23 protein-coding genes and 7 tRNA genes are annotated in these 22,612 nt (G+C 71.1%); 12 read left to right on the top strand and 18 right to left on the bottom strand.

Going from position 1 to position 22,612, the window contains the following annotated elements:
* Positions 1-13: 13 nt before the first annotated feature.
* Entirely contained in the window at positions 14-559 is a 546-nt protein-coding gene (locus ACSHXC_RS31720; RefSeq protein ID WP_438294817.1) for a hypothetical protein, read from the bottom strand.
* Positions 560-694: 135 nt separating this feature from the next.
* Between ACSHXC_RS31720 and ACSHXC_RS31715 the strand changes: the two genes are divergently transcribed.
* Positions 695-1,876 carry a hypothetical protein gene (locus tag ACSHXC_RS31715; protein ID WP_438294816.1) on the top strand — a complete coding sequence of 394 codons (1,182 nt, stop codon included), beginning with the start codon at positions 695-697 and terminating at the stop codon, positions 1,874-1,876.
* 35 nt (positions 1,877-1,911) lie between these two features.
* Here the strand turns inward: ACSHXC_RS31715 and ACSHXC_RS31710 are convergent, their stop codons facing one another.
* Genes ACSHXC_RS31710 through pgsA form a run of 3 tightly spaced genes read right to left on the bottom strand, consistent with a single transcriptional unit; the run spans position 1,912 to position 4,618 of the window.
* Positions 1,912-3,072, bottom strand: a complete 1,161-nt coding sequence (locus ACSHXC_RS31710) for a glycosyltransferase family 4 protein (protein ID WP_438294815.1) — start codon at positions 3,070-3,072, stop codon at positions 1,912-1,914.
* Entirely contained in the window at positions 3,069-3,965 is an 897-nt protein-coding gene (locus ACSHXC_RS31705) for a phosphatidylinositol mannoside acyltransferase (RefSeq protein ID WP_438294814.1), read from the bottom strand. The genes ACSHXC_RS31710 and ACSHXC_RS31705 overlap by 4 nt, the downstream gene beginning before the upstream one ends.
* Positions 3,962-4,618 (bottom strand): phosphatidylinositol phosphate synthase, encoded by a 657-nt coding sequence (gene pgsA / locus ACSHXC_RS31700; RefSeq protein ID WP_344376046.1) that lies wholly within the window; start codon positions 4,616-4,618, stop codon positions 3,962-3,964. The genes ACSHXC_RS31705 and pgsA overlap by 4 nt, the downstream gene beginning before the upstream one ends.
* A 273-nt stretch (positions 4,619-4,891) precedes the next feature.
* Between pgsA and ACSHXC_RS31695 the strand changes: the two genes are divergently transcribed.
* The gene (locus ACSHXC_RS31695; protein ID WP_438294813.1) at positions 4,892-7,090 is read left to right on the top strand and encodes an elongation factor G-like protein EF-G2; all 2,199 of its coding nucleotides are present in this window, start codon (positions 4,892-4,894) and stop codon (positions 7,088-7,090) included.
* Positions 7,091-7,254: 164 nt separating this feature from the next.
* Positions 7,255-8,928, top strand: coding sequence for a hypothetical protein (locus ACSHXC_RS31690; protein ID WP_438294812.1), 1,674 nt, complete (start codon positions 7,255-7,257; stop codon positions 8,926-8,928).
* Positions 8,929-8,931: 3 nt separating this feature from the next.
* On the opposite strand, the gene ACSHXC_RS31685 is transcribed toward ACSHXC_RS31690, so the two are convergent.
* The 4 genes from ACSHXC_RS31685 to ACSHXC_RS31670 all read right to left on the bottom strand — a co-directional run bounded on the left by ACSHXC_RS31685 (position 8,932) and on the right by ACSHXC_RS31670 (position 13,422).
* Positions 8,932-9,489 carry an HIT family protein gene (locus tag ACSHXC_RS31685; RefSeq protein WP_438294811.1) on the bottom strand — a complete coding sequence of 186 codons (558 nt, stop codon included), beginning with the start codon at positions 9,487-9,489 and terminating at the stop codon, positions 8,932-8,934.
* Between the two features lie 82 nt (positions 9,490-9,571).
* Entirely contained in the window at positions 9,572-11,554 is a 1,983-nt protein-coding gene (thrS, locus tag ACSHXC_RS31680) for a threonine--tRNA ligase (RefSeq protein WP_438294810.1), read from the bottom strand.
* 96 nt (positions 11,555-11,650) lie between these two features.
* On the bottom strand, positions 11,651-12,844 hold the full coding sequence (locus ACSHXC_RS31675) for a hypothetical protein (RefSeq protein WP_438294809.1): 1,194 nt from the start codon (positions 12,842-12,844) through the stop codon (positions 11,651-11,653).
* Complete coding sequence (locus tag ACSHXC_RS31670; protein ID WP_053723617.1) at positions 12,844-13,422, bottom strand: DUF4365 domain-containing protein; 579 nt, start codon at positions 13,420-13,422, stop codon at positions 12,844-12,846. Before ACSHXC_RS31670 ends, ACSHXC_RS31675 begins: the two co-directional genes overlap by 1 nt.
* A gap of 191 nt (positions 13,423-13,613) precedes the next feature.
* Here ACSHXC_RS31670 and ACSHXC_RS31665 point away from each other — a divergent pair, with 191 nt between their 5' ends.
* Positions 13,614-14,339, top strand: a complete 726-nt coding sequence (locus ACSHXC_RS31665; protein ID WP_438294808.1) for a 3'-5' exonuclease — start codon at positions 13,614-13,616, stop codon at positions 14,337-14,339.
* A 51-nt stretch (positions 14,340-14,390) separates the two neighbouring features.
* Here ACSHXC_RS31665 and ACSHXC_RS31660 read toward each other — a convergent pair.
* From ACSHXC_RS31660 to ACSHXC_RS31645, 4 genes are all read right to left on the bottom strand, one after another.
* Positions 14,391-14,462 (bottom strand) — tRNA-Val (locus tag ACSHXC_RS31660).
* Between the two features lie 73 nt (positions 14,463-14,535).
* On the bottom strand, positions 14,536-15,003 hold the full coding sequence (locus ACSHXC_RS31655) for an SRPBCC family protein (RefSeq protein WP_438294807.1): 468 nt from the start codon (positions 15,001-15,003) through the stop codon (positions 14,536-14,538).
* Between the two features lie 81 nt (positions 15,004-15,084).
* Positions 15,085-15,156 (bottom strand) — tRNA-Val (locus ACSHXC_RS31650).
* Between the two features lie 52 nt (positions 15,157-15,208).
* On the bottom strand, positions 15,209-15,610 hold the full coding sequence (locus tag ACSHXC_RS31645) for a TIGR02611 family protein (RefSeq protein ID WP_438294806.1): 402 nt from the start codon (positions 15,608-15,610) through the stop codon (positions 15,209-15,211).
* Between the two features lie 199 nt (positions 15,611-15,809).
* On the opposite strand from ACSHXC_RS31645, the gene ACSHXC_RS31640 reads away from it, so the two are divergent.
* Positions 15,810-16,226, top strand: coding sequence for an SsgA family sporulation/cell division regulator (locus ACSHXC_RS31640; protein ID WP_053723613.1), 417 nt, complete (start codon positions 15,810-15,812; stop codon positions 16,224-16,226).
* A 195-nt stretch (positions 16,227-16,421) separates the two neighbouring features.
* Positions 16,422-16,979 (top strand): CGNR zinc finger domain-containing protein, encoded by a 558-nt coding sequence (locus ACSHXC_RS31635; RefSeq protein ID WP_386009697.1) that lies wholly within the window; start codon positions 16,422-16,424, stop codon positions 16,977-16,979.
* A 31-nt stretch (positions 16,980-17,010) separates the two neighbouring features.
* Here ACSHXC_RS31635 and ACSHXC_RS31630 read toward each other — a convergent pair whose 3' ends face one another.
* Positions 17,011-17,184: a hypothetical protein gene (locus ACSHXC_RS31630; RefSeq protein ID WP_438294805.1), complete on the bottom strand. Its 174-nt coding sequence runs from the start codon at positions 17,182-17,184 to the stop codon at positions 17,011-17,013.
* 155 nt (positions 17,185-17,339) lie between these two features.
* Positions 17,340-17,789, bottom strand: a complete 450-nt coding sequence (locus ACSHXC_RS31625; protein WP_438294804.1) for a hypothetical protein — start codon at positions 17,787-17,789, stop codon at positions 17,340-17,342.
* 141 nt (positions 17,790-17,930) lie between these two features.
* On the opposite strand from ACSHXC_RS31625, the gene ACSHXC_RS31620 reads away from it, so the two are divergent.
* Positions 17,931-18,449, top strand: a complete 519-nt coding sequence (locus ACSHXC_RS31620; protein ID WP_344376023.1) for a DsbA family protein — start codon at positions 17,931-17,933, stop codon at positions 18,447-18,449.
* A 9-nt stretch (positions 18,450-18,458) separates the two neighbouring features.
* Here ACSHXC_RS31620 and ACSHXC_RS31615 read toward each other — a convergent pair whose 3' ends face one another.
* Genes ACSHXC_RS31615 through ACSHXC_RS31605 form a run of 3 tightly spaced genes read right to left on the bottom strand, consistent with a single transcriptional unit; the run spans position 18,459 to position 21,211 of the window.
* Positions 18,459-19,292 carry a GNAT family N-acetyltransferase gene (locus ACSHXC_RS31615; protein ID WP_438294803.1) on the bottom strand — a complete coding sequence of 278 codons (834 nt, stop codon included), beginning with the start codon at positions 19,290-19,292 and terminating at the stop codon, positions 18,459-18,461.
* Positions 19,293-19,333: 41 nt separating this feature from the next.
* Complete coding sequence (locus tag ACSHXC_RS31610; RefSeq protein WP_438294802.1) at positions 19,334-20,155, bottom strand: aminotransferase class IV; 822 nt, start codon at positions 20,153-20,155, stop codon at positions 19,334-19,336.
* Entirely contained in the window at positions 20,156-21,211 is a 1,056-nt protein-coding gene (locus ACSHXC_RS31605) for a chorismate-binding protein (RefSeq protein ID WP_438294801.1), read from the bottom strand.
* Between the two features lie 191 nt (positions 21,212-21,402).
* Here ACSHXC_RS31605 and ACSHXC_RS31600 point away from each other — a divergent pair.
* From ACSHXC_RS31600 to ACSHXC_RS31580, 5 genes are all read left to right on the top strand, one after another.
* Positions 21,403-21,475 (top strand) — tRNA-Gly (locus ACSHXC_RS31600).
* A 39-nt stretch (positions 21,476-21,514) separates the two neighbouring features.
* Positions 21,515-21,588, top strand: a tRNA-Cys gene (locus tag ACSHXC_RS31595).
* Between the two features lies 1 nt (position 21,589).
* Positions 21,590-21,661: transfer RNA gene (locus tag ACSHXC_RS31590), tRNA-Val, on the top strand.
* A gap of 45 nt (positions 21,662-21,706) precedes the next feature.
* Positions 21,707-21,778: transfer RNA gene (locus ACSHXC_RS31585), tRNA-Val, on the top strand.
* A 46-nt stretch (positions 21,779-21,824) separates the two neighbouring features.
* A tRNA-Val gene (locus ACSHXC_RS31580) sits at positions 21,825-21,899 on the top strand.
* On the opposite strand, the gene ACSHXC_RS31575 is transcribed toward ACSHXC_RS31580, so the two are convergent.
* Positions 21,878-22,474 carry a hypothetical protein gene (locus tag ACSHXC_RS31575; protein ID WP_438294800.1) on the bottom strand — a complete coding sequence of 199 codons (597 nt, stop codon included), beginning with the start codon at positions 22,472-22,474 and terminating at the stop codon, positions 21,878-21,880. The genes ACSHXC_RS31580 and ACSHXC_RS31575 overlap by 22 nt on opposite strands.
* Between the last annotated feature and the right edge of the window lie 138 nt (positions 22,475-22,612).

The raw sequence follows: 22,612 nt of genomic DNA, 5'->3' as shown, positions 1-22,612 counted from the left end.
CGATGGCTACGGATCAGGTGCCCGGGCGGTCGGCCAGGGCCGTCGGCGGCTCGTCGTCCATCTCGACGGCCAGCGGGAACGGGGCATGGCCCGCAAGGCGGAACCAACGCACCGTACGGTGCCTGCGCAGCGCCCTCGCCGCCCGGACGGCGTCATTGTGGAAGCGCCGCGCCATCGGCACCCTGCGCACCGCCTGCGCCAGCTCCTCGGCGGCCTCCACACCGCCCGGCGCCTCCCGTACGGCCTCCACCTGCGCGGGCTCCCCGAAGACCGCCCGCAGCGCCTGGCTGAGCTCGCTCTCGGCGACCTCCCGGTGCTCCTCCTCCGCCTGGCGTGCCGCGTGCGCGGCCTCGTAAAGGACGATCGAGGCGGCCGGGTCGAGCACCCCGCTCGTGGCCAGTTCCTGGGTGACCGAGGCGCGGCGCAGCAGCTGGGCGTCCAGGGAGGCGCGGGCCAGGTCGATGCGGGCGTGCAGCCGGTCGAGCCGGCCGGCGGTCCAGCTGAGATAGAGGCCGATCGCGACGAGGGCGACGACGATCCAGATGAGGGTTACGGTCACGGGCGGCAAGGCTACCGGGGTGCCCGGGGCCGGCCGTCCCGCCCAGGGGACGAGCCCGCTCCTGGAAGGCGCGGTGCCGTGAGGAAGGCTGGATCCCTTGATACGGGCGGATCGGACGGACAGGGGGAACGGGCTGTGGACGCACGCCAGTTGGTGACCGGGAGCACGGCCGGGGCGACGGTCCCGCGCGACGCGGCACGGCGGATCGCCGAGGCGCTCGGCGGCCGGGACGCGCGGGTCGAGCACGGGGACGGCTGGGCGCACACCCGGTTCACGGTCGGCGGCCGGGGCGCGCCGCTCGGCGTCGACGTGCTGGCCGACACCCGCCGTCCGCCGACCGGCATCGCCTTCCTGCTGCCCGGCGGCGGCCTCAATTTCGCCGCGAACTTCTTCACGCCGCGCGCCCGCAACCTCGCCCACCACCTGCGCGGCACGGGCCTGCTCGTGGTGGGGATCGGCCCGCGCGAGGACCTGGCGACGGCCGCCGACATCACGGCCGAGTGGGGCCTCGCCGCACACGCCCGCGACGCCCGCTCGGTGATCGACGCCGTGACCGGGGTGCTTCCGCTCCCCCACCAGTTCGTGGGCCATTCGGCCGGGGCCGTGCTCGCCCTGGACCTGGCGTCCACGGACACCTCGCACCGGCTGCGCCGCGTGGTCGCCCTCGACACCACGGGCCCGTACACCGGCGAGCTCGCGGTACGCGCCGCACAGTCGCGCACGGCGCTCCAGGGGCTCATCGACCAGGGCACGCACGTCAACGACCCTGGCCTGAAAGGGCTGTTGGCGCGCGCCGTGGCCGATCCCGGCGGGGTGAGCCCGGTGCCGTGGCCGCCCGATCCGGCGGCCCGGTTCACCAACGCGGGGCTCGCGCACTTCGCGCTGATCCGCACGAGTTCACTGCCCGGGCTCACCAACTGGATCTACCGGCAGGGGTTCAGCGCGGGGACGTACGAGTTCGGGGCGAGTCCGGCGGACGACCGGTTCGCACTCGATCACAGCCCGCTGGAGGTGTGGGCCGAGGCGACCGCCGCGCTGGGCAGTGGGCTCGTGCCGAACGCGCTGCTCCGCGACCTGATGTCGGTGTGGGCCGCCGACGGCACGGGGTACTCGGTCGACTGGGCGGGGATCCGGGCCGAGGTGGTCTGGGTGAACACGGAGCTCGGCCGCGGCGACCACCCCCGGGGCGCCGAGCTGATCCGGGCCGGCGGCAACGGCCGGGTCGGCTTCCGCGTGGTGGCGGGGTACGGCCACGGCGACCCGGTGTGGGGCGCCACGGCCGCCGCCGACGTGTGGCCGCTGCTGACCCCGGCCTGACCGGCGCACTCCGCCGAGCCCGGCCGGGGCCGGAGTCAGTCCCTGGCCAGCCCGAACCGCGCCCGGAATCCGGTGCGTTCGTCCGTGGCCACCGCCGCCGCCCCGTGCGTCACCGTCTCGTACACCGCGAGGATGTCCGCGCCGACCGTCGCCCAGTCGAAGCGCCGCACATGCGCCGAGCCGCGTTCGCTCAGGCCCGCGCGGCGAGCCGGGTCGGCGAGCAGGCGTACGGCCGCCGCGGCGAGCGCGTCGGCGTCCTCGTTGGCGAAGAGGTCGCCCGCCGCGCCCTGGTCCAGGACCTGCGCGAAGGCGTCCAGGTCGCTGGCGAGGACCGCGGCGCCCGCCGACAGCGCCTCGACCAGGATGATCCCGAAGCTCTCGCCACCGGTGTTGGGCGCGACGTACAGATCCACGCTGCGCAGCAGCCGCGCCTTGTCCTCGTCGCTCACCATGCCCAGGAACTCGACCCGGGAGCGCATCTCGGCCGGCAGCGAGGCCACCGCCTCCTCCTCGTCGCCCCGGCCCGCGACAAGGAGCCGGGTCTCCGGGCGCTCCGCGAGGATCTTGGGGAACGCCTTCATGAGGACCGGCAGGCCCTTGCGGGGCTCGTCGATGCGCCCTATGAAGCCGAGGGTCTGGCCCTGCCACTCCTTCTTCGGCTCGGCCTTCGCGAAGAAGTCGACGTCGACGCCGTTGGGAATCACCACCGCGTCACCGCCGAGGTGTTCCACCAGGGTGCGCCGCGCGTACTCGCTGACCGCGATGCGCGCGCTGATCTTCTCCAGGGCGGGCTGGAGGATCGGGTACGCCGCGATCATCGCGCGCGATCGGGGATTGGAGGTGTGGAAGGTCGCCACGATGGGGCCCTGCGCCGCCCAGCACGAGAGCAGGCCGAGCGAGGGCGAGGCCGGCTCATGGATGTGGATGACGTCGAAGGTGCCGTCGTGCAGCCAGCGCCGCACCCGCGCGGCCGAAAGGAACCCGAAGTTGAGCCGCGCCACCGAGCCGTTGTACGGGACCGGGACGGCCCGGCCCGCCGAGACGACATAGGGCGGCAGCGGGGTCTCGTCGTCGGCGGGGGCGAGGACCGAGACCTCGTGGCCGAGGCGGATCAGGTGCTCGGCGAGGTCCCTGATGTGGAACTGGACGCCGCCGGGGACGTCCCACGAGTACGGGCAGACGATGCCGACCTTCACGGCCGTCGCTCCTCAAGGTCGGCGAGCCACAGCCGTTGCAGCATGTGCCAGTCCTCCGGGTGGTCGGCGATTCCGGTGGCGAAGGCATCGGCCAGCGCCTGTGTCATCGAGGACGTCCTGGAGGCCCGGTCACCTGTCTCGGGCACCTCGATGGGCGGGTGGACCCGGCCCTTCATGATGGGCGAGTCGTCGTACCAGAGCGTCACCGGAAGCAGCAGCGCGCCGGTCTGCTGGGCCAGCATGGCCGGTCCGGCGGGCATCCGGGTCGCCTCGCCGAAGAACTTGACCTCGACGCCGGACGCCGACAGGTCGCGGTCGGCGACCAGGCAGACCAGGCCGCCCGCGCGCAGCCGCCGGGCCAGCGTGCCGAAGGCGGAGCCGCCGACGTGCGGCAGGACCTCCATGCCGAGGCTCTCGCGGTAGGCGACGAAGCGGTCGTACAGCGTCTCGGGCTTGAGGCGCTCGGCGACCGTGGTGAACGGGGTGTCCAGCTTGGTGGTGACCCAGGCGCCCGCGAGGTCGTAGTTGCCCATGTGGGGCAGGGCGAGGACGACTCCGCGCCCGGAGGCGAGACCCTCTGTGAGGTGGTGGACGTCCTCGGGCACGAAGCCGCTGGCCATCCGGTCCTTGCTCCACGACGGCAGCCGGAAGGACTCCATCCAGTACCGCATGTAGGAGCGCATGCCGGCCTGCGAGAGGGCCGCGAGCCGCTCCCCAGTGGCGTCGGGGACGACGCGCGCCAGGTTGGACTCCAGGCGCAGCACGCTCTTGCCACGCCGCTTCCACACCTGGTCCGCGATGCGCCGGCCGAGCCCGTTCGCGACGGGTTCCGGCAGCTTTTTGACGGTGGCCCAGCCAAGGCCGTACAGCGCGTCGGTCAGCCTGTCCTTCATGCGCCCGCCTCACCGGCCGCCTGCGCATCGGCCTCGGCGGACTCCCGGCGGACCGTCACCACGCGCTGGATCAGCGTGACGAGGCTGCCCACGGCGACGATCCACAGCGCGATGGGGAGCAGCACCTGGATGCCTGGCACACCGAACTTGTGCAGTCCGGCCAGGCCCGCGGCCACCAGCGAGATCACGAGCCGCTCGGCGCGCTCCACCAGGCCGTTGACCGCGACCGGCAGCCCGATCGCCTCGCCGCGCGCCTTCGTGTACGACACCACCTGGCCGCTGGCCAGGCAGAAGATGGCCACCGCGCACAGCGCGTTGTCGTCGCCCTGCCCGGCGTACCAGAGGGCGAAGCCGCCGAAGATCGCGCCGTCGGCGACCCGGTCGAGCGTCGAGTCGAGGAAGGCTCCCCAGCGGCTGGAGATCCCGGCCTGGCGGGCCATGTTGCCGTCGACCAGGTCGGAGAAGACGAAGAGGGTGATGACGATGGTGCCCCAGAAGAACTCTCCACGAGGGAAGAAGACCAGCGCACCCGCCATCACTCCGGCCGTACCGATGAGGGTCACCGCGTCGGGGCTGACTCCACGGCGGAGCAGAAATGCGGCGAACGGCGTGAGGACACGCGTGAAGAATGCACGCGCGTACTTGTTCAGCATGGCCTTCCCGAGGGGTCGGTGTGGCCGCGCGGCCCCTGCTGGCCACCGGCCGACCCATCGTAGCCACGACTGCGCGGCCGCACCGCCGGGCACCCGCCGCGTGACCGGCGGGCCACTGTCCGCGTGCGGTCCCGTACGACGTATGGACGCACAGTGACCGGAGTGGAAAGCTCGAATTACCGCGGGCGTCGCAGATGCCGCCTCCGCACGCGGAGTCCGCGTGTCCGCGCCCCCCTCACCACCTCACCGCGCACGAAACCGGGAGGAACGGACATGGGCGACAAGGCAAACGCACACCCCGGGGCCGCCGGCAGGGCTACAGCGGCCGACCACCCCTCATCCGTACGGAACGTGGTGCTGGTCGGCCACAGCGGATCCGGGAAGACCACCTTGGTGGAAGCGCTCGCGCTGGCGGCGGGGGCCGTCAACCGCGCGGGCCGGGTCGAGGACGGCGGGACCGTCTCCGACTACGACGAGATCGAGCACCGGCAGCAGCGCTCCGTACAGCTGTCGCTGGTTCCGGTCGAATGGGGCGGCTTCAAGATCAATATCTTGGACACCCCCGGATACGCCGACTTCGTCGGGGAACTCAGGGCCGGTCTGCGAGCGGCGGACGCGGCCCTTTTCGTCGTTTCGGCGGCGGACGGCGTGGACGGCTCGACCCGGATGGTCTGGGACGAGTGCGCGGCCGTCGGGATGCCGCGCGCGATCGTGGTCACGCACCTGGAGGCGGCCCGCGCCGACTTCGACGCGATGACCGGGATCTGCGCCGAGGCCTTCGGCGGCGACGACCCCGACGCGGTGCTCCCGCTGTACCTCCCGGTGCACGGCCCGGCCGGCCCCGACGGGCACGCGCCGGTGACCGGCCTGACCGGGCTGCTCTCGCAGCGGGTCTTCGACTACGAGTCCGGCGAGCGCAAGGAGACCCAGCCGGACGCCGCTCAGCTCCCGCTGATCGAGGCGGCCCGCAACCGGCTCATCGAGGGGATCATCGCGGAGAGCGAGGACGAGACCCTCATGGACCGCTACCTCGGCGGCGAGGACATCGATTTCAAGACGTTGGTCGCGGACCTGGAACGGGCGGTGGCGCGCGGCACCTTCCACCCGGTCCTGGCCGCCGCGCCCGCCGCCGAGGGTGCCAAGCAGGGCCTCGGCACGATCGAACTCCTCGAACTCGTCACCGGCGGCTTCCCCTCCCCCCTGGAGCGGGCGGCCCCCGAGATCACGACCCCGCAGGGCAAGCCGCGCCCGACGCCCCCGTGCACGGTCGAGGGCCCGCTGGTCGCCGAGGTGATCAAGACCTCGTCCGACCCGTACGTGGGCCGGATCAGCCTGGTGCGGGTCTTCTCCGGCACCCTGCACCCCGACGAGACGGTGCACGTGTCCGGCCACGGCATGGAGGACCGCGGCCACGAGGACCACGACGTCGACGAGCGGATCGGCGCGCTGTCCTCGCCCTTCGGCAAGCAGCAGCGCACGCTCACCAAGTGCGTCGCGGGCGACCTCGCGTGTGTGGCCAAGCTGTCCCGGGCCGAGACCGGCGACACCCTGTCCGGCAAGGACGACCCGCTCCTGATGGCCCCGTGGGACATGCCCGACCCGCTGCTCCCGCTGGCCATCGAGGCGCACAGCAAGGCCGACGAGGACAAGCTCTCGCAGGGCCTCTCGCGCCTTGTCGCCGAGGACCCGACGATGCGCCTCGAACAGAACCCGCACACCCACCAGCTGGTCCTGTGGTGCCTGGGCGAGGCCCACAAGGAGGTCGCCCTGGAGCGGCTGCGCAGCAGGTACGGCGTCCAGGTCGACGTCGTACCCCACAAGGTGTCGCTGCGCGAGACCTTCGGCGCGAAGGCGGCGGGGCGCGGCCGGCACGTCAAGCAGTCCGGCGGCCACGGCCAGTTCGCGATCTGCGAGATCGACGTGGAGCCGCTGCCCCCGGGCAGCGGCATCGAGTTCGTGGACAAGGTGGTCGGCGGCTCGGTCCCGCGCCAGTTCATCCCGTCCGTCGAGAAGGGCGTACGAGCCCAGGCAGCCAAGGGCGTGGCCGCGGGGTATCCGCTGGTCGACGTGCGGATCACGCTCCTGGACGGCAAGGCGCACTCGGTGGACTCCTCCGACGCGGCGTTCCAGACCGCCGGCGCGCTCGCCCTGCGGGAGGCGGCCGCCGAGACCCGTATCCATCTGCTCGAACCGGTCGCCGAGGTCCAGGTCCTGGTCTCCGACGACTACGTGGGCCCGGTGATGAGCGACCTGTCCGGGCGGCGCGGCCGGGTGGTCGGCACCGAACAGGCGGGCCCGGGCCGCACGCTGGTGCGCGCCGAGATCCCGGAGATCGAGATCGGCCGGTACGCGCTCGACCTCAGGTCCCTGTCCCACGGCACCGGACGGTTCAGCCGCAGCTACGCCCGGCACGAGCCGATGCCGCCCCAGCTCGCCGACAAAATTCGCGAACAGGCAGAAGAAGGGCGATAGTTGACAGAGCATCAGAATGCCGCCCACCGCAATCTCCTTGCGGTGGGCGGCATTCCGACGTCCCCTGACGGGCAGCCTGTGACCCCGATACGCTGTGGTCCCAGCTCAGCAGGTGTGCGGGGTACGGCAGTCGGGAACGTGTCGCAGAGCGACGGTGTGCGGCGATGGGGGCGGCAGTGACGACGGAAGAGCCATTCTTCGACTTCTTGCCCAGGCCACAGGTGCCGCTCCAGGGCTCCGCGGGCCAGACGGCCGCGACCCAGGCGCTCGCCTCGGCCGCGTACCGGGACAGCCCGATCGAGGACATACTCAAGGCCAACAGCGAGTGGCACGAGTCCGAGGTGAAGAAGGGCAAGCTGTCGCTCTTCGAACCCAACCTCGGCGAGGCCTTCTCGCGCGCCGTGCAGTCCCGGATGCTCGGCGCCACCCGCAAGGGCATCATCCAGTCCTTCGGCACCGAGCCCGGAACCATCGTCGAGCACTGCCTGGCCTCGATCCGCATCCGCAAGGAGCGGGACACCAAACTCACCCTGGTCATGGTCGTGTTCGGGCTGCTCTTCCTGCCCGGCCTGCTGCTCTGGCTCGGCCTCTTCCAGCTGCGCCGCACGCTGGCCGGGGCCAAGGACCGGCGGGCCGGCGCGCTCGGCACCATCCTGCTCGCGGCGGCCGGCATCCTCGCCGTGATCTTCCTGATCAAACTGCCCTTCCACGGTTTCCTCGCCCTCTACCTGCGCGCGATGATCGTGGCCCCGGTCGTCGGCTGGTACTGGGCGAAGCTGATCTGCGAGAAGACCGCGCGGGACCTGCGCTCGCGCTGGGACAGCCTGCTGGGCGGCGGCGGCATCGGCGCCAAGATCCCCGAGGCGGTGCCCAAGAGCTCGGCGGCGGGCTCGGCGGAGCAGCTGCGCCAGTCCCTGGTCAAGCTGGCCGCCGAGGACCAGAGCAACATCGTCTTCTACGCGGGGCCCAAGGGAATACTGGGCATGGGCACCCGCTGGGGCAGCTGGCAGCTCGCCGAGGAACTGGAGCCCAAGGAAGCCGGCAAGGAGATCCACGGCTTCCGCAGCTGGGACGTCATACGGGCCATCCAGGACCGCCTCCAGCTCCTGGAGCGCGGCCCCCTGCACACCGGCGGCTTCCCCACTCCGTCCATCAAGAACTGGGTGGTCTCACCCATCGGCGAGGGCGCCAAGGAGGTGTCCCGGCCCAGCGGCCAGGACATCGACAACTTCCAGGTGCGCGCCCACGAGATACAGCGCATCTGCAACGAGCAGCAGTTCTCCAGCGGCAACCGGCACTATCTGGGCGTCCAGTTCACGCTCTGGGACGGCCAGTTGGTCATCACCATGATGGTCACCGTCACCGTGCTGCACGAGACGCTGCGGATCGAGGTGACCGGGCACGCGCTCGGCCCGGTGCACGCCCTGTTCACCACCAAGCCGGCGCCCAAGACCAAGGAGGTCGACAAGACCTTCAAGTTCTGGGAGAAGAAGACGATCGCGCTCCCTCTGGTCGACGCCACCGAAGTGGTGCGCCTGGCCGCGCGGGCCCCGCTGACCTGGTATCCGCCGCTGCTCGACTATCTGGGCGGCAAGATAGCGCTGCCCGAGCCGTTCGGCCTCCGGCACGCCTGGGCCGACAAGCCCTGGCGCCACCGCTTCATGGCCGACGACGCGATGCGGGCCGCCACCCCCGTGCTGCGGGTGGTGCACTCCGCCGCCATGAAGGTGCTCGACGAGCACGGAGTGAACACCGACCGCTTCACCAACCGCTCGATGATCCTCAGTGGCCTGGTCCAGGACCCGGCGCCGAGGAAGGCGGACCTGTACGACGCGTAGGCGTCACACCGGCCAGGCGTCGGCCAGCATCTTGCGGGTGTCCGCGAGGAGTTGGGGCAGCACCTTGGTGTGGCCGACGACCGGCATGAAGTTGGTGTCGCCGCCCCAGCGCGGCACGATGTGCTGATGCAGATGGGCGGCGATCCCGGCACCGGCGACAGTGCCCTGGTTCATGCCGATGTTGAACCCGTGCGCCCCCGACGCGGTGCGCAGTGCGGTCATCGCCCGCTTGGTGAGGTCCGCCAGCTCGGCCGTCTCGGGGTCGTCCAACTCGGTGTAGTCAGCGACGTGCCGATACGGGACGATCATGGTGTGGCCACCGTTGTACGGGTACAGGTTGAGCACCGCGTACACATGCTCGCCACGGGCCACGATCAGCCCGTCCTCGTCGGACTTGGCCGGAATCGAGCAGAAGGGACAGCCGTCGCCTGCGTCCGGGCCTGTCGGCTTGTTCTCACCCTGGATATATGCCATCCGGTGAGGCGTCCACAGACGCTGGAACGCGTCCTGGACACCGACCCCGATCTGCTGTTCCGGCTCAGTCGTCATGCCATGCAGCATATGACTTCACGTGCGGGGACAAGAAAGGCCCCCGGGAAGTGATCACTTCCCGGGGGCCGACCCCCGCATGCGCGGGGAGCACTCACACCTGCACGCGACGCTCCACCACGTCGACGAGCTTCGCGATCGCCTCGTCGCGCGGAATGCCGTTCTCCTGCGAGCCGTCGCGGTAGCGGAAGGAGACCGTGCCCGCAGCCATGTCCTCGTCACCGACGATGATCATGAACGGGACCTTCTGCTTCTGCTGGTTGCGGATCTTCTTCTGCATCCGGTCCGAGGACGCGTCCACCTCGACCCGCAGCCCCTTCTTCTTCGCCTCGGCGGCGAACTCCTGGAGGTACGGGATGTGGGCGTCGCCGATCGGGATGCCGACCGCCTGGACGGGCGCCAGCCACGCCGGGAACGCGCCCGCGTAGTGCTCCAGGAGCACGGCGAAGAAGCGCTCGATGGAGCCGAACAGGGCGCGGTGGATCATGACCGGCTGCTGCTTCGAGCCGTCGGTCGAGGTGTACTCCAGGCCGAACCGCTCGGGCTGGTTGAAGTCGACCTGGATGGTCGACATCTGCCAGGACCGCCCGATCGCGTCCTTGGCCTGCACCGAGATCTTCGGCCCGTAGAACGCCGCGCCGCCCGGGTCGGGGACCAGCGGGAGGCCCTGCTTCTCGGCCGCCAGGCGCAGGGCGTCGGTGGCCTCCTCCCAGGCCTCGTCGGAGCCGATGAACTTGTCCGACTCGGGGTCGCGGGTGGACAGCTCCAGCTCGAAGTCGTCCAGGCCGTAGTCGCGCAGCAGGTCGAGCACGAAGGTCAGGAGCGAGTCGAGCTCCTGAGGCATCTGCTCCTTGGTGCAGTAGATGTGCGAGTCGTCCTGGGTGAAGCCGCGCGCGCGGGTCAGACCGTGCACCACACCGGACTTCTCGTAGCGGTACACCGTGCCGAACTCGAAGAGCCGCAGCGGGAGTTCACGGTAGGAGCGGCCGCGCGCCTTGAAGATCAGGTTGTGCATGGGGCAGTTCATCGCCTTGAGGCGGTAGTTCTGCCCGTCGAACTCCACCGGCGGGAACATGCCGTCGCCGTAGTGCGGCAGGTGCCCCGAGGTGACGAAGAGCTCTTCCTTGGAGATGTGCGGGGTGTTCACGAACTCGTAGTCCGCGTCCTCGTGCTTCTTGCGCGAGTACGCCTCCATCTCCCGCCGGACGATGCCGCCCTTGGGGTGGAAGACCGCGAGGCCGGAGCCCAGCTCCTCCGGGATGGAGAACAGGTCGAGCTCGGCACCGAGCTTGCGGTGGTCGCGCTTCTCGGCCTCGGCGAGGAAGTCGAGGTGCGCCTTCAGCTCGTCCTTGGTCGGCCAGGCGGTGCCGTAGATGCGCTGCAGCATCGGGTTCTTCTCGCTGCCGCGCCAGTACGCGCCGCCCGAGCGCATCAGCTTGAACGCCGGGATGTTGCGGGTGGTCGGCAGGTGCGGACCGCGGCACAGGTCCTTCCAGCACAGCTCGCCGGTCTTGGCGTCGAGGTTGTCGTAGATGGTCAGCTCGCCGGAGCCGACCTCCGCGTCCGCTCCGTCGGCGGCCTGCGCGGCATTGCCCTTCAGGCCGATGAGCTCCAGCTTGTACGGCTCGTCGGCGAGCTCCTCGCGGGCGGCCTCATCGGTGGTGACGCGGCGGGAGAAGCGCTGGCCGCGCTTCTGGATCTCCTGCATCTTCTTCTCGATGGCCTTGAGGTCCTCGGGCGTGAACGGCTTCTCGACGTCGAAGTCGTAGTAGAAGCCGTCCCGGACCGGCGGGCCGATGCCCAGCTTGGCCTCGGGGTGGAGCTCCTGGACGGCCTGGGCCATGACGTGCGCGGTGGAGTGGCGCAGGATGTTGAGGCCGTCCTCGGAGGAGATCTCGACGGGCTCGACCTCCTCGCCGTCCTTCACCTCGTACGCGAGGTCCTTGAGCTCGCCGGCCACGCGGGCCGCGACGATGGTGCGCTCACCGGCGAAGAGCTCGGCGGCCGTAGTGCCCGTCGCCACCACGCGCTCTTCCCGCTCGGAATCGCGTTGGATGATCACACGGACGTCTGACACCGGACTTCTCCTGCCGTAGGGGGGCGCGCAGCGTGTCGCGTACGCGAGACGATCCTACCGAGCCGGTGGGGTACGCCGCGAAACGGATACGGCGGCTCAGTCGGCCGCCGGGTCGGCATCCGCCCCGCACGCCTCCTCGAAGAAGTCGAGGTTCTCCTGGAGGGACTTCATGAGGCGGTCCCGCTCGGCGTCGTCCACCTGTACGGGGGTCACCTCCCGGGCACCGGAAAGGCGCCGGAATCCGCCCCGGCTCTCCAGGCGCCCCACGACCCGGATCGGCAGCCCGACCAGATGCGCGTGCCCGGCGATGCGGTACGCCTCCTCGTCCAGCTCCATCCGTACGTGCGGGACCTCCGCTCCGGCAAGGACCCGCAGCCGTACGATGCCGGACCCGCGCGGTCCCGAGCGGCGCAGCCGCACCACGGCGCCGGTGATCCGCACCGGCAGGGACGGCTCGTCGCTGAGGTAGCGGGCGCCGGCCTCGCGCAGGGCGGGCAGGTCGCCAGGCGAGAAGTCCACGGGCTCGGGCCGGGCCGCGCACCCGGCGGGCACCCCGGCCGCCGGCGCCCATTCGAGGGCGACGCGCACCCCTTCGGTGCCGCGCACCAGGGCGACCACGGACTCGGTCAGCTCTCTGCTGACGCCCGCGCGCACGGCCGCGTCGAAGGCCTCCATGCCGCCGGTGGTGCGCTGGTAGTCGACCGCGTCCCGCACCGCGTTGAGCGCCGCGTAGAGGCACACCACCGCGGGCCGCCCCGATGCCGCCGGTACGAACGCGGTGAGCCCGCCGCCCGGGACGGGCTCGACGAGGACGCCTTCCAGGGAGGCGAGGGCCTGCCTGCGGTGGCGGGCCCCGTAGTACCCGGCCGGTCCGCGCACGGCGAGCGCGCCCGCGAGCAGCATCCGGTGGGCGGCGCCGCGCAGTTGTTCCTGCTCGCTCCAGGAGGCGGCGCCGGCCGGCCCCTCGGGCACCTCGCGCCACCACCGCACCTCGTCACTGGGCACCGCGAGCGAGACGAGCACCTCGCGTGCGGAGGGCGCGGCGCTGCGGGCGAGCGCGGTGAGGGCCTCGCCGAGCAGGTCCTCGCTGTCGGGGTAGGCCCGGCTCTCCGGGACGAGGAGGCTCATGCCGGAGCCGCTCGCCCCGGGCGGCGTCCAGCGCGCGTAGCGCCCCGCCGCTCCCCCGCGCCGCTGCCAACCGTGCCGGTGCAGCAGCACCCCGAGCACTGCCGGATCGACCTGGCCGGGACCCGGCAGATTCCCGCCGAGCTCATCGTCGGACCAGCGCATCAGGGCCTCCCTCCCACCCCGACCCGCGTCATGATCTCGCAGAGCGCGCGGTCGTCGAAGATCCGCGAGGTCGGTATTCGCACCGTGGTCCTGCGCCGGCCGGTCACCGGGTGTCCGGCCAGATTGGTCCAGTAGCAGCAGTGCCGCAGCGCCAGGCGGTCGTGGCCGGCGCGCAGCCACTCGTCCTGACTCCTCGGCACCAGCATCACGACCAGGATCTTGTGCACCGACACGGGCGTGCGGGCCAGCTTCACCAGGTGCGCGTTGTCCAGCGTGAAGGAGAAGGCCCCGCCCGGCGGATGCGGCGGTATCTGGTACGTGCACTTGAGCTGAACCTTGATCGTCACTTCGTCGTCGACCGTGTGCCCGGGAGCGCTGTGGCTCACGTGCCAGTCGATCCCGTTGTCCGGAAAGGGCTGCGACAGCGAACACCCCGCTGCCGCCGCCACCGCGTGCAGGTAGCCCACCTGGAGGGTCTCCATGCAGGCGGTGGTGGCGAGCGAGCCGCGCAGCGGTGCGATCCGCTCGGGCAGCAGACCGTGCCCGGGCGCGGCCGGATCGGGCTGCGCGAGCGCCATGGCTGTCGTATGCCTTCCGGAACTGTGCCGAACTTTCCCCGTGACGGCCCGTCAGACTCCAGTCCCGTCACCAGTGTTGTCTCCGTACTCGGGTCCCCGCAAACGGCGTATGTCGCAAACGGCCCGGGTATCACGGAATCGGGCAGGGGATGCACGCCATCTGCCGGGAGTGTGCGAGGAGTTGAGTAGACATGACGTGCTGGTACGAGGGTCCCCTGGCGGCGTTCGACACCGAGACCACCGGGGTGGACGTCGAGGGGGACCGGATAGTTTCGGCCGCGCTGGTGATCCAGGACGGCCCGGACGCCCGGCCGCGGTCGACCCGCTGGCTGGTCAACCCGGGCGTACCGGTCCCGGCGGGCGCCACCGCGGTCCACGGTCTGACCGATGAGCACCTCCAGCTGAACGGGCGCTGGCCGGCCCCCGTGATGGAGGAGGTCGCGAGGTCGCTGGCCGAGCAGTGCGCGGCGGGCCGGCCGCTGGTCATCATGAACGCGCCGTTCGATCTGACGCTGCTCGACCGGGAGTTGAAGCGCCATCGCGCGGCCTCTCTGTCCCACTACCTGGGCCAGAACCCGCTGCGCGTGCTCGATCCCCGGGTCCTGGACAAGCACCTGGACCGCTACCGCAAGGGCCGCCGCACACTGACCGACCTGTGCGAGCACTACGGCGTGACACTGGAGGGCGCGCACGACGCGGCCGCCGACGCGCTGGCCGCCCTGGAGGTCGTACGGGCCGTGGGGCGCAGGTTCGCGGCCCGCCTTGAACGGCTGACGCCGACCGAGTTGCACACGCTCCAGGCGACCTGGCACGCGGCCCAGGCGCGCGGCCTGCAGGCCTGGTTCACCCGGCAGGGCACCCCGGAGCTGGTGGACACGGCGTGGCCGCTGCGGCCCGAACTCCCGGCGGCAGCCTGAGCGTTGGCAGCAAAAAGGCCGACCCGTCAATGACGGACCGGCCTTTCCCGGTGGGCGATACTGGGTTCGAACCAGTGACCTCTTCGGTGTGAACGAAGCGCTCTCCCACTGAGCTAATCGCCCGGGAACGCACTGAACAATACAGTCCCCCGGGCCCAGCTTTCAAACTGCCCACCCGTCACCCGGCCGCCGCCCCTCAAGGACGCGCTCCGCGCGACTTCCCGATTTCGAGCCGGCGCCGAAGCCCCCGCCTCCCGGACCTCATCATCAGCGCGTGATTGGCCCGGAACACCGGGCGGCCCGGCACCGCGAGCCGCCGCATGAGGGGCTTGCGCACCTCGACCTCCTGCTCGTACACGGCCCGCGTTCCGCCGTCGTGGGCGAACAGCGTCCAGCGCGCCCACCCTTCGAGGTCTCCGCCGAGCGCGACCTCCAGGACCCCTCCCTCCGGATCGCGCCGACTCTCGCGGGCGGTGACCAGCAGGTCGTACGGGACGAGCGAGCGGAGCCGGGCGGTGGCGGTGCGTTCGTCGACGGGGGTGACCTCGCGGACCTCGGGCCACCAGCGCGGGTAGTCCTCGGCGCGCTCCAGGACCGCGTACACGGCGGCGGGCGCCACGGGGAGGTCCCAGACGCTGCGGAAGCGGTAGCGGCACCAGTCCATGCCCCCAGTCTGCGGGACGGCCCGGCAGGAAACGCCGAAGGCCCCGGAGATCGAGATGATCTCCGGGGCCTTCGGTCCGGGTGGGCGATACTGGGTTCGAACCAGTGACCTCTTCGGTGTGAACGAAGCGCTCTCCCACTGAGCTAATCGCCCGGGCGCACCGCAAACATTACCGCATGTCAGCGGGGCGTTTGACCATGCGCGGTCACTCGTTGATCTTCCACGGCATCACGATGCCGAACTTCCACACGTAGACGCCGACGAGGGCGGCGACGATCACCAGGCCGACCGCGGTCAGGATGATGTTGCGGCGCCGCACCTTGGGGTCGAGCGCCCTCTGCGCGGCCTCCGTGACCTTCCGCCTCGTCCAGCGGAGCACCAGCTGGGCCCATACGAATTCGGTCGCCCAGATCGCCATGCCGCCGAAGATCACCAGCCAGCCGGGGCCCGGCAGCGGCAGCATCACGATGCCCGCGGCCACGACCGCCAGGCCCACCACGAAAACGCCCACCTGCCAGCTCAGATGCAGCGGCCTGGACGCCTTGATGAACGCCGGCGCCCGCGAGCCGAGGGCCGCGGCGGCCTGTTCGTCACTCCCCGTATCCATGCACCCCAACCTACCGGAAGGGTGTCCGGAAACGGGTTCACCGAAATGGACCTATAACGCAAAGTAATAGTCCGCCGTACGAGCTACGTGAACGCCTGCAAAACGGTCAGAGGGGTTTACAACGGCACCGTAGGTGGCATGTCGATTTCGCCGACGTGCGAATCCCCGAGCGCACACTGAGCGAAAGGCCCTGGCGCTTATGAACACCACGGTCAGCTGCGAGCTGCACCTGCGCCTCGTTGTGTCGAGCGAGTCCTCACTGCCTGTACCCGCGGGCCTGCGGTATGACACGGCCGATCCTTATGCCGTGCACGCCACCTTCCACACCGGAGCCGAGGAAACCGTCGAGTGGGTCTTCGCTCGCGACCTCCTCGCCGAGGGCCTGCACCGGCCCACCGGAACCGGCGACGTCAGAGTCTGGCCGTCACGCAGTCACGGCCAGGGTGTCGTCTGTATCGCCCTGAGCTCGCCGGAAGGAGAAGCCCTGCTCGAAGCCCCGGCGCGGGCCCTGGAGTCGTTCCTGAAACGGACTGACGCCGCGGTGCCGCCCGGCACCGAGCACCGTCACTTCGATCTCGACACGGAACTCTCGCACATCCTGGCCGAGAACAACTGAGGCCAGGCAGAGAGCCGCACGGCGCCGTCCGACTCGGGGCGACGGCGCCGCGCGGACAACCACATAACGGCAGTGATCGGCGCCGTCCCCCACGAAAGCCGTCGTGGGGGACGGCGCCGGTGCGCTCCTGGCGCGAGCCGCTAGAGTCGGCCAGCATCGACGGGCGCCCGCCCGCCGCAGGCCAGGGAGCGAATCGTGCTGATCCCTCACGACACCCGGATCGCGCTCGACATGGTGGTCGATCTGGTGAACACCGCGCCGGAGAGCGAGGACACCGACCGCCTCGCGGACGTGGACGCGCTGTACGGCTTCGTCCAGGACCACAGCGTGAGCGGTGTGGAGCGTCTCTCCAACGGTGACCTCCTCGGCGTCCAGGCCGTCCGCAGCAGGTTCGCCGAGATCTTCGCGGCGCCCGACGCCCACAGCGCCGCCGAGCTCGTCAACCAGCTGGTCGCGGCGGCCGGCACCACCCCTCAGCTGACCGACCACGACGGCTACGACTGGCACGTGCACTACTTCGCGCCCGGCGCCTCGGTGGCCGACCACCTGGCCGCGGACGGCGGCATGGCGCTCGCCTTCATCGTGGTGACCGGCGAGCAGGAACGTCTTCGCAGGTGCGAGGCGCCGGACTGCGGGCGGGCCTTCGTGGACCTCTCCCGCAACCGCTCCCGCCGCTACTGCGACAGCCGCACCTGCGGAAACCGGCTGCACGTGGCCGCGTACCGGGCCCGGCGCAAGGAAGCCGCGGGCTGAGCATCTGCGGGAAGCGGCTCTCAGAGCAGTCTCAGAGCAGGAAGAGGTCGTGCACGGCCGCCATGAGCAGGAGGCAGCCGATCACCCCCAGGAAGATCATCAGGGGTGGTTGGGAGAGCGCGAAGAGACAGCCCCGCGCCTGCGGGTCGGGCGCGCTCGGCTTGTCGCTCGGTGCAGGGGTGGGGCCCTGGGAAGTGTCCAGCATCTCGGGGCGATGATGACCCAGCCGCACCGCATGGGTATACCAACACGCCCATAAGCAGCGGGAGTTCGCCCGATCTTGTAACGCGCGAACCGATCTTGTAACGCGCGGAGGCAGCGACGCGCGCGGGCGCCGCGCCCCCGCGCGCCCGGGGAACGTCAGATGCCGTGCTTCTTCAGGATGGCCTCGATGTCGCTGAAGTCCTCGCTCGCGGCGGGCTTGGCCTTCGTCTTCGCCGCCGGCTGGGCGGCCGGGGTGCGGCCCGCACCGAGCGAGGGGGCGGACGCGGCGGGAGCCACCGCCTCGCGCTGGGCGGTGGCCGCGGCGGCCTTGCGTTCCTTGCGGGTGCCGCCGCCGCGCCGCTCGATGGCCCGGGTCGTCATGAACAGCAGCCAGGCGACCCCGAGCAGCCCGAAGCCCAGCCACACGCTCGGCTTGAAGACGATGCCGGACACCCACTGCACGACGCCGGTCATGACGAGGCCGACCGGGACGAGCGAGTAGCCGGCGATGCGCGTAGCCGCGAGGAAGCGCTTGCGGTACGCCGTGACGGCAGCGATGCCCAGTCCGGCCGCGGAAACGGCGGAGCAGACGGTCTCGGCAAGCATCCGGTTCCTCCAGGCATGGGGGGTATGGCTTCTTCCATCCTGCACCGGAACCCGCCCCAGGGGCCACGGTCGGCCGCGACCTCAGGGAGATCTCCGGGGCGGGATCCTCCCCAGGTCCCGGTTGCTGGGAGACTGGACCTCATGAGCGACACCACCCCCTCGAGCACCGCAGGCCCCGTCGTCCTCGACGTCTGGTGCGAGCTGCAGTGCCCCGACTGCCGCAGCGCCCTCGACGACATCCGCGCGCTGCGCGCCCGCTACGGCGACCGCCTCGACATCAGGCTGCGGCACTTCCCGCTGGAGAAGCACAAGCACGCCTTCGCCGCGGCCCAGGCCGCCGAGGAGGCCTTCGAGCAGGGCCACGGCTGGCCGTACGTGGAGGCCGTGCTCGCCCGCACCGAGCGCCTCGCCGAACAGGGCGAGCCCGCGCTCATCGAGGCGGCCGGTGAACTCGCCCTGGACACCGACGAGTTCGAGACCGCCCTCATCGACGGTCGGCACATCCTGATCGTCGACGCCGACCAGGCCGAGGGCAAGGCGATCGGCGTGACGGGCACCCCGACCTACGTCATCGGCGACGAGCGTCTGGACGGCGGCAAGAGCCAGGAGGGGCTGCGCGAGCGCATCGAGGCGATCGCGGACCGGCTGCTCGCCGAGTAGCCGAGCAGCTCAGAGCAGCTGCTTGCAGAGGTTGTAATGGGTGACCCGGTAGGCAAGGGACTCGTACAGGCGCAGCGCCGGGGTGTTGTCCGCGAAGACGTGCAACCCGATGGTGTCCAGGCCGTCGGCCAGCGCCGCCCGCTCCGCGAGCAGCATCAGTGAGCGGCCGTGGCCACGGCCGCGGTGCTCCTCGGCGACCCCGACGTCGTAGACGAACGCGCATTCCTCGGGTGCCGTGCGCCGGGCCACCCACACGCTCCCGACCACGCTCCCCCGGTCCTCGAGGACGAGGAAGTGCGCCCCGGCGGTGGCGACGCCGTCCGGCAGCAGGGTGCGGTGCTCCGCCGCGGACCTGGCCCGGGCCTCCGCCGCGGGCACGCCCCGCTCGATCCAGCTGCGGGCGTAGTTCTCGACTTCGTCGCGCTGCCAGTCCTCGAACTCCTCCGCACTCATCGGCCGGCCGCCCACCCCGGCGGGCAACTCCGGTTCCGTGGGCGGGAGTTGCTTGGCCATGTTGCGGCTGCGCTCCACGTAGCCGAGGGCGCCGGCCATCTGCAGCGCGGCATCGGCGTCGGCCGCGACGGAGAGGCGGACCTGGCCGCAGCCCCAGCCGCGCAGCACCTCCTCGGCGGCGAGGGCCGCAACGGTGCCGCGTCCACGGCCCCGGTCCGCCTCGTCGATCCGGAGTTCTTCGATCCGGCCCATGCGGGGCCCGAAGTCGGTGTCGGTGGCGATCTTGATCAGTCCGACGCGTCGGCTGTTCACACACACGTCGTACGTACGCGACTTGGCGCCGTCGGCGCCCTGCTGGAGCGGCTCGGTCGGCCGAATGGTGGTGGTCATCAAGGCCGTTGTACCTGCCCCGGCGCCGCCCGTCACCAGCTTTACGGGTCCAGATCCGATCCGGCCCGCTCGTCGAAGATCCGCATGGCCTTGGCCGTGACCGGACCGGGCGCGGCGGCCAACTGCCGTCCGTCGACGCGGTGTACGGCCTGCACGTCACGCAGTGTGGAGGTCAGGAAGATCTCCTCCGCGCTCTCCAGGACGTCCATCGACAGCTCGGTCTCGTACGCGCCGGTCCATTCGACGGTCAGCGCGCGGGTGATCCCGCCGAGACAGCCGGAGGCGAGCGGCGGGGTGTGCAGGCGCCCGTCGACGACCACGAAGACATTGGAGCCGGTGCCCTCGCAGAGCTGTCCCGCGGTGTTCGCGAAGAGGGCCTCGGAGGCACCCGCCCCGTGCGCCTTGGCGAGGGCGACGACGTTCTCGGCGTACGACGTGGTCTTCAGGCCCGCCACCGCGCTGTGCTCGTTGCGGGTCCACGGGACGGTGATCACGGCGGTGGTGTCGGGCCTGCGCGTGGTCTCACCGAGCGCGACGACCAGGGTCGGACCGGCGTCGCCCCGGTCGGATCCGAGCGGCGAAAGCCCGCCGGTGTAGGTGATCCGCAGCCGGCCGAGCGCCATGGGGTTCGCGTCCAGGACGGCCGCGCAGGCGCGCCGCACCTCGTCGAGGTCCGGGGCGGGCAGGCCGAGGCCGCGGGCCGAGCGGGTCAGCCGGTCGAGATGGCGGGTGAGCGCGAAGGTGCTCCCGCCGGTCGCCTTCACCGTCTCGAAGACGCCGTCGCCCACGGTGAGCCCGTGGTCGAGGACGGACACCTGCGCGGCGTCGGCGTCCCGCAGTGCGCCATTGACCCAGATCTGCATTTACGCGGTCCTTCCCCTGTGCCCGCTGCGGGCATACGCGCCCGACGCTACCGTCAGAAGACGCGAGGCCTTCAGCTCGGTCTCCTCCCACTCCCGCTCGGGGTCCGAGCCCCAGGTGATGCCCGCCCCGGTGCCGAAGCGCAGCACGCCGTGCGGCCGGTCGACCCAGAAGGTACGTATGCCGACGGCGAGCTCGGCGGTGCCCCGGTCGGCGTCGACCCAGCCGATGCCGCCGCAGTAGGGGCCGCGGGGCGCGGTCTCCAGCGCGTCGATGATCCGCAGCGCGCTGGACTTGGGCGCCCCGGTCACCGAGCCCGGCGGGAACGTGGCGTCGAGCAGCTCGCGCCACCCCGCGCCCTCGCGCAGTTCGCCGCGCACGGTGGAAACGAGGTGGACGAGGCCGGGGTGCTCCTCGACGGCGCACAGCGCGGGCACGGTCACAGAGCCGGTGGCGCAGACCCGTCCCATGTCGTTGCGGACGAGGTCCACGATCATCACGTTCTCGGCGTGGTCCTTCTCCAACAGGTCGGCCGCGGTCCGCCCGGTCCCCTTGATGGGCCCGGACTCCACGACCCGCCCCGTACGGCGCAGGAACAGTTCGGGCGAGGCGGTCGCGATCTCCACCCCGTGCGCGGGCAGCCGGATCGTTCCTGCATAGGGCGCGGGGTTGCCGCGCGCGAGCAGTGCGGTGAGCGCGTCCACGTCGGCCGCCGCCGGGTCGGGCAGCGGCGCGGTCAGCACGCGGCAGAGGTTCGCCTGGTAGACCTCGCCGGCCGCGATGTGCTCGCGGATGCGGCGCACTCCGGCCGTGTACGCGGCGCGGTCCAGGGAGGACGTCCAGTCACCGGTGGCGGGTCCGCGCCAGGCGCCGGGCACGGGCTCGGGGACCGGCCGGGTGCGGACGTCCGCGAAGCGGGCGCACACGAGGCGGCCCTCGAAGTCGGCGGAGACGGCCCAGAAGCCGGAGGAGTCGAGGGCCTCGGGGTCGCTGGTGACATCACGCAGGTCCGAGGCGACAAGGTGGCCGAAGCGGGCCAGAGGAGCGAGGTCGTGCACGGTTGCGAGTCTAGGGCCGGTGCAGGTGGGGTGCCCCTGAGTGACCCGGAGGCGAACACTCGCCCGGACCCCGACAGGGGTCCGGACCAGGCGCAACGCAGCACGCTGCACAAACGCGTTTTTGTACTGGCCCCGGAATCCGCTAGAGTTCAACACGTCGCCGGGACGCGCAAGCGAAACGGAAACGACAAGCGGACGTGGCTCAGTTGGTAGAGCATCACCTTGCCAAGGTGAGGGTCGCGAGTTCGAATCTCGTCGTCCGCTCGATGTGGGGGATCTTCCCGAACCCCCATATGCACTCCTGGTGGAGTGGCCGAGAGGCGAGGCAACGGCCTGCAAAGCCGTCTACACGGGTTCAAATCCCGTCTCCACCTCCAAGCGCGATTAGCTCAGCGGGAGAGCGCTTCCCTGACACGGAAGAGGTCACTGGTTCAATCCCAGTATCGCGCACGCAGTAACACGAAGTAACCGGTCCTGTAAGGTTGGGACCGTCCCGCGCGATTAGCTCAGCGGGAGAGCGCTTCCCTGACACGGAAGAGGTCACTGGTTCAATCCCAGTATCGCGCACGCAGTAACACGAAGTAACCGGTCCCGTAGGGTTTGGGACCGTCCCGCGCGATTAGCTCAGCGGGAGAGCGCTTCCCTGACACGGAAGAGGTCACTGGTTCAATCCCAGTATCGCGCACCACCCGGAACCCCCGGCCTTCTCGAAGGCCGGGGGTTTTGTCGTCCGTCGCTCTTCGTGGGGTTCAGGACGAGAAGAGCATGTGGCCGAAGCTCTTGTGCCGCCGGTACCCGTAGTACTCCTATGGCCCCGGTCTGTACGGTCAACGCCCGTGCGGGTATGTCCAGTTGGGGCCAGAGATCTCCCGCCGGGGGCACTGCCGGGCCGCCCTCGTCGTGGTACGCGGCAAGGAAGCGTGTCCAGGCGTCCCGGGCGAGCAGGCCGGCGGCGAACCAGGCGCCGGGGCGGGCCAAGTCCCATGTGGGGGCGCCGAGTCCGAGGTCGTCGATGTCGATCAGGGTCGAAGGGCCGGCACCGGCGTCGAGCAGCGGGTGCGCGGCTGCGGCGAGCCGGACCGCGAAGGCCTCGGGGTCGGTGTGCCCGGCGTGCGCCTTGGCCGCCGCCGGCCCGTGGCGTACGACGGGGGCGTCGGGCCGGTCCGCCAGGACGGCCTCGTGCGCGGGACCCGCCCCGCAGGCGCGGAAGGGCCGGGCCCGGCTCGCGGCCTCGGCCAGCGCGTCGACGACGGATGCGGTCACCTCTCCCCCGGGGTGCGTACGACTGTGGGCGGGGTGCGGCACCCAGGCATGCAAAAGGCGTTGTCCGATCGGCTCCCCAGCCGATCGGGCAACGCCTTTCACTGCCGTCCGCCGCACCCCCGTCCCCACGGGGCTGTA

The organism is Streptomyces sp. HUAS TT7 (assembly GCF_051550175.1).
Lineage (GTDB): Bacteria > Actinomycetota > Actinomycetes > Streptomycetales > Streptomycetaceae > Streptomyces.
This window is presented reverse-complemented; position numbering and strand designations above follow the sequence as displayed.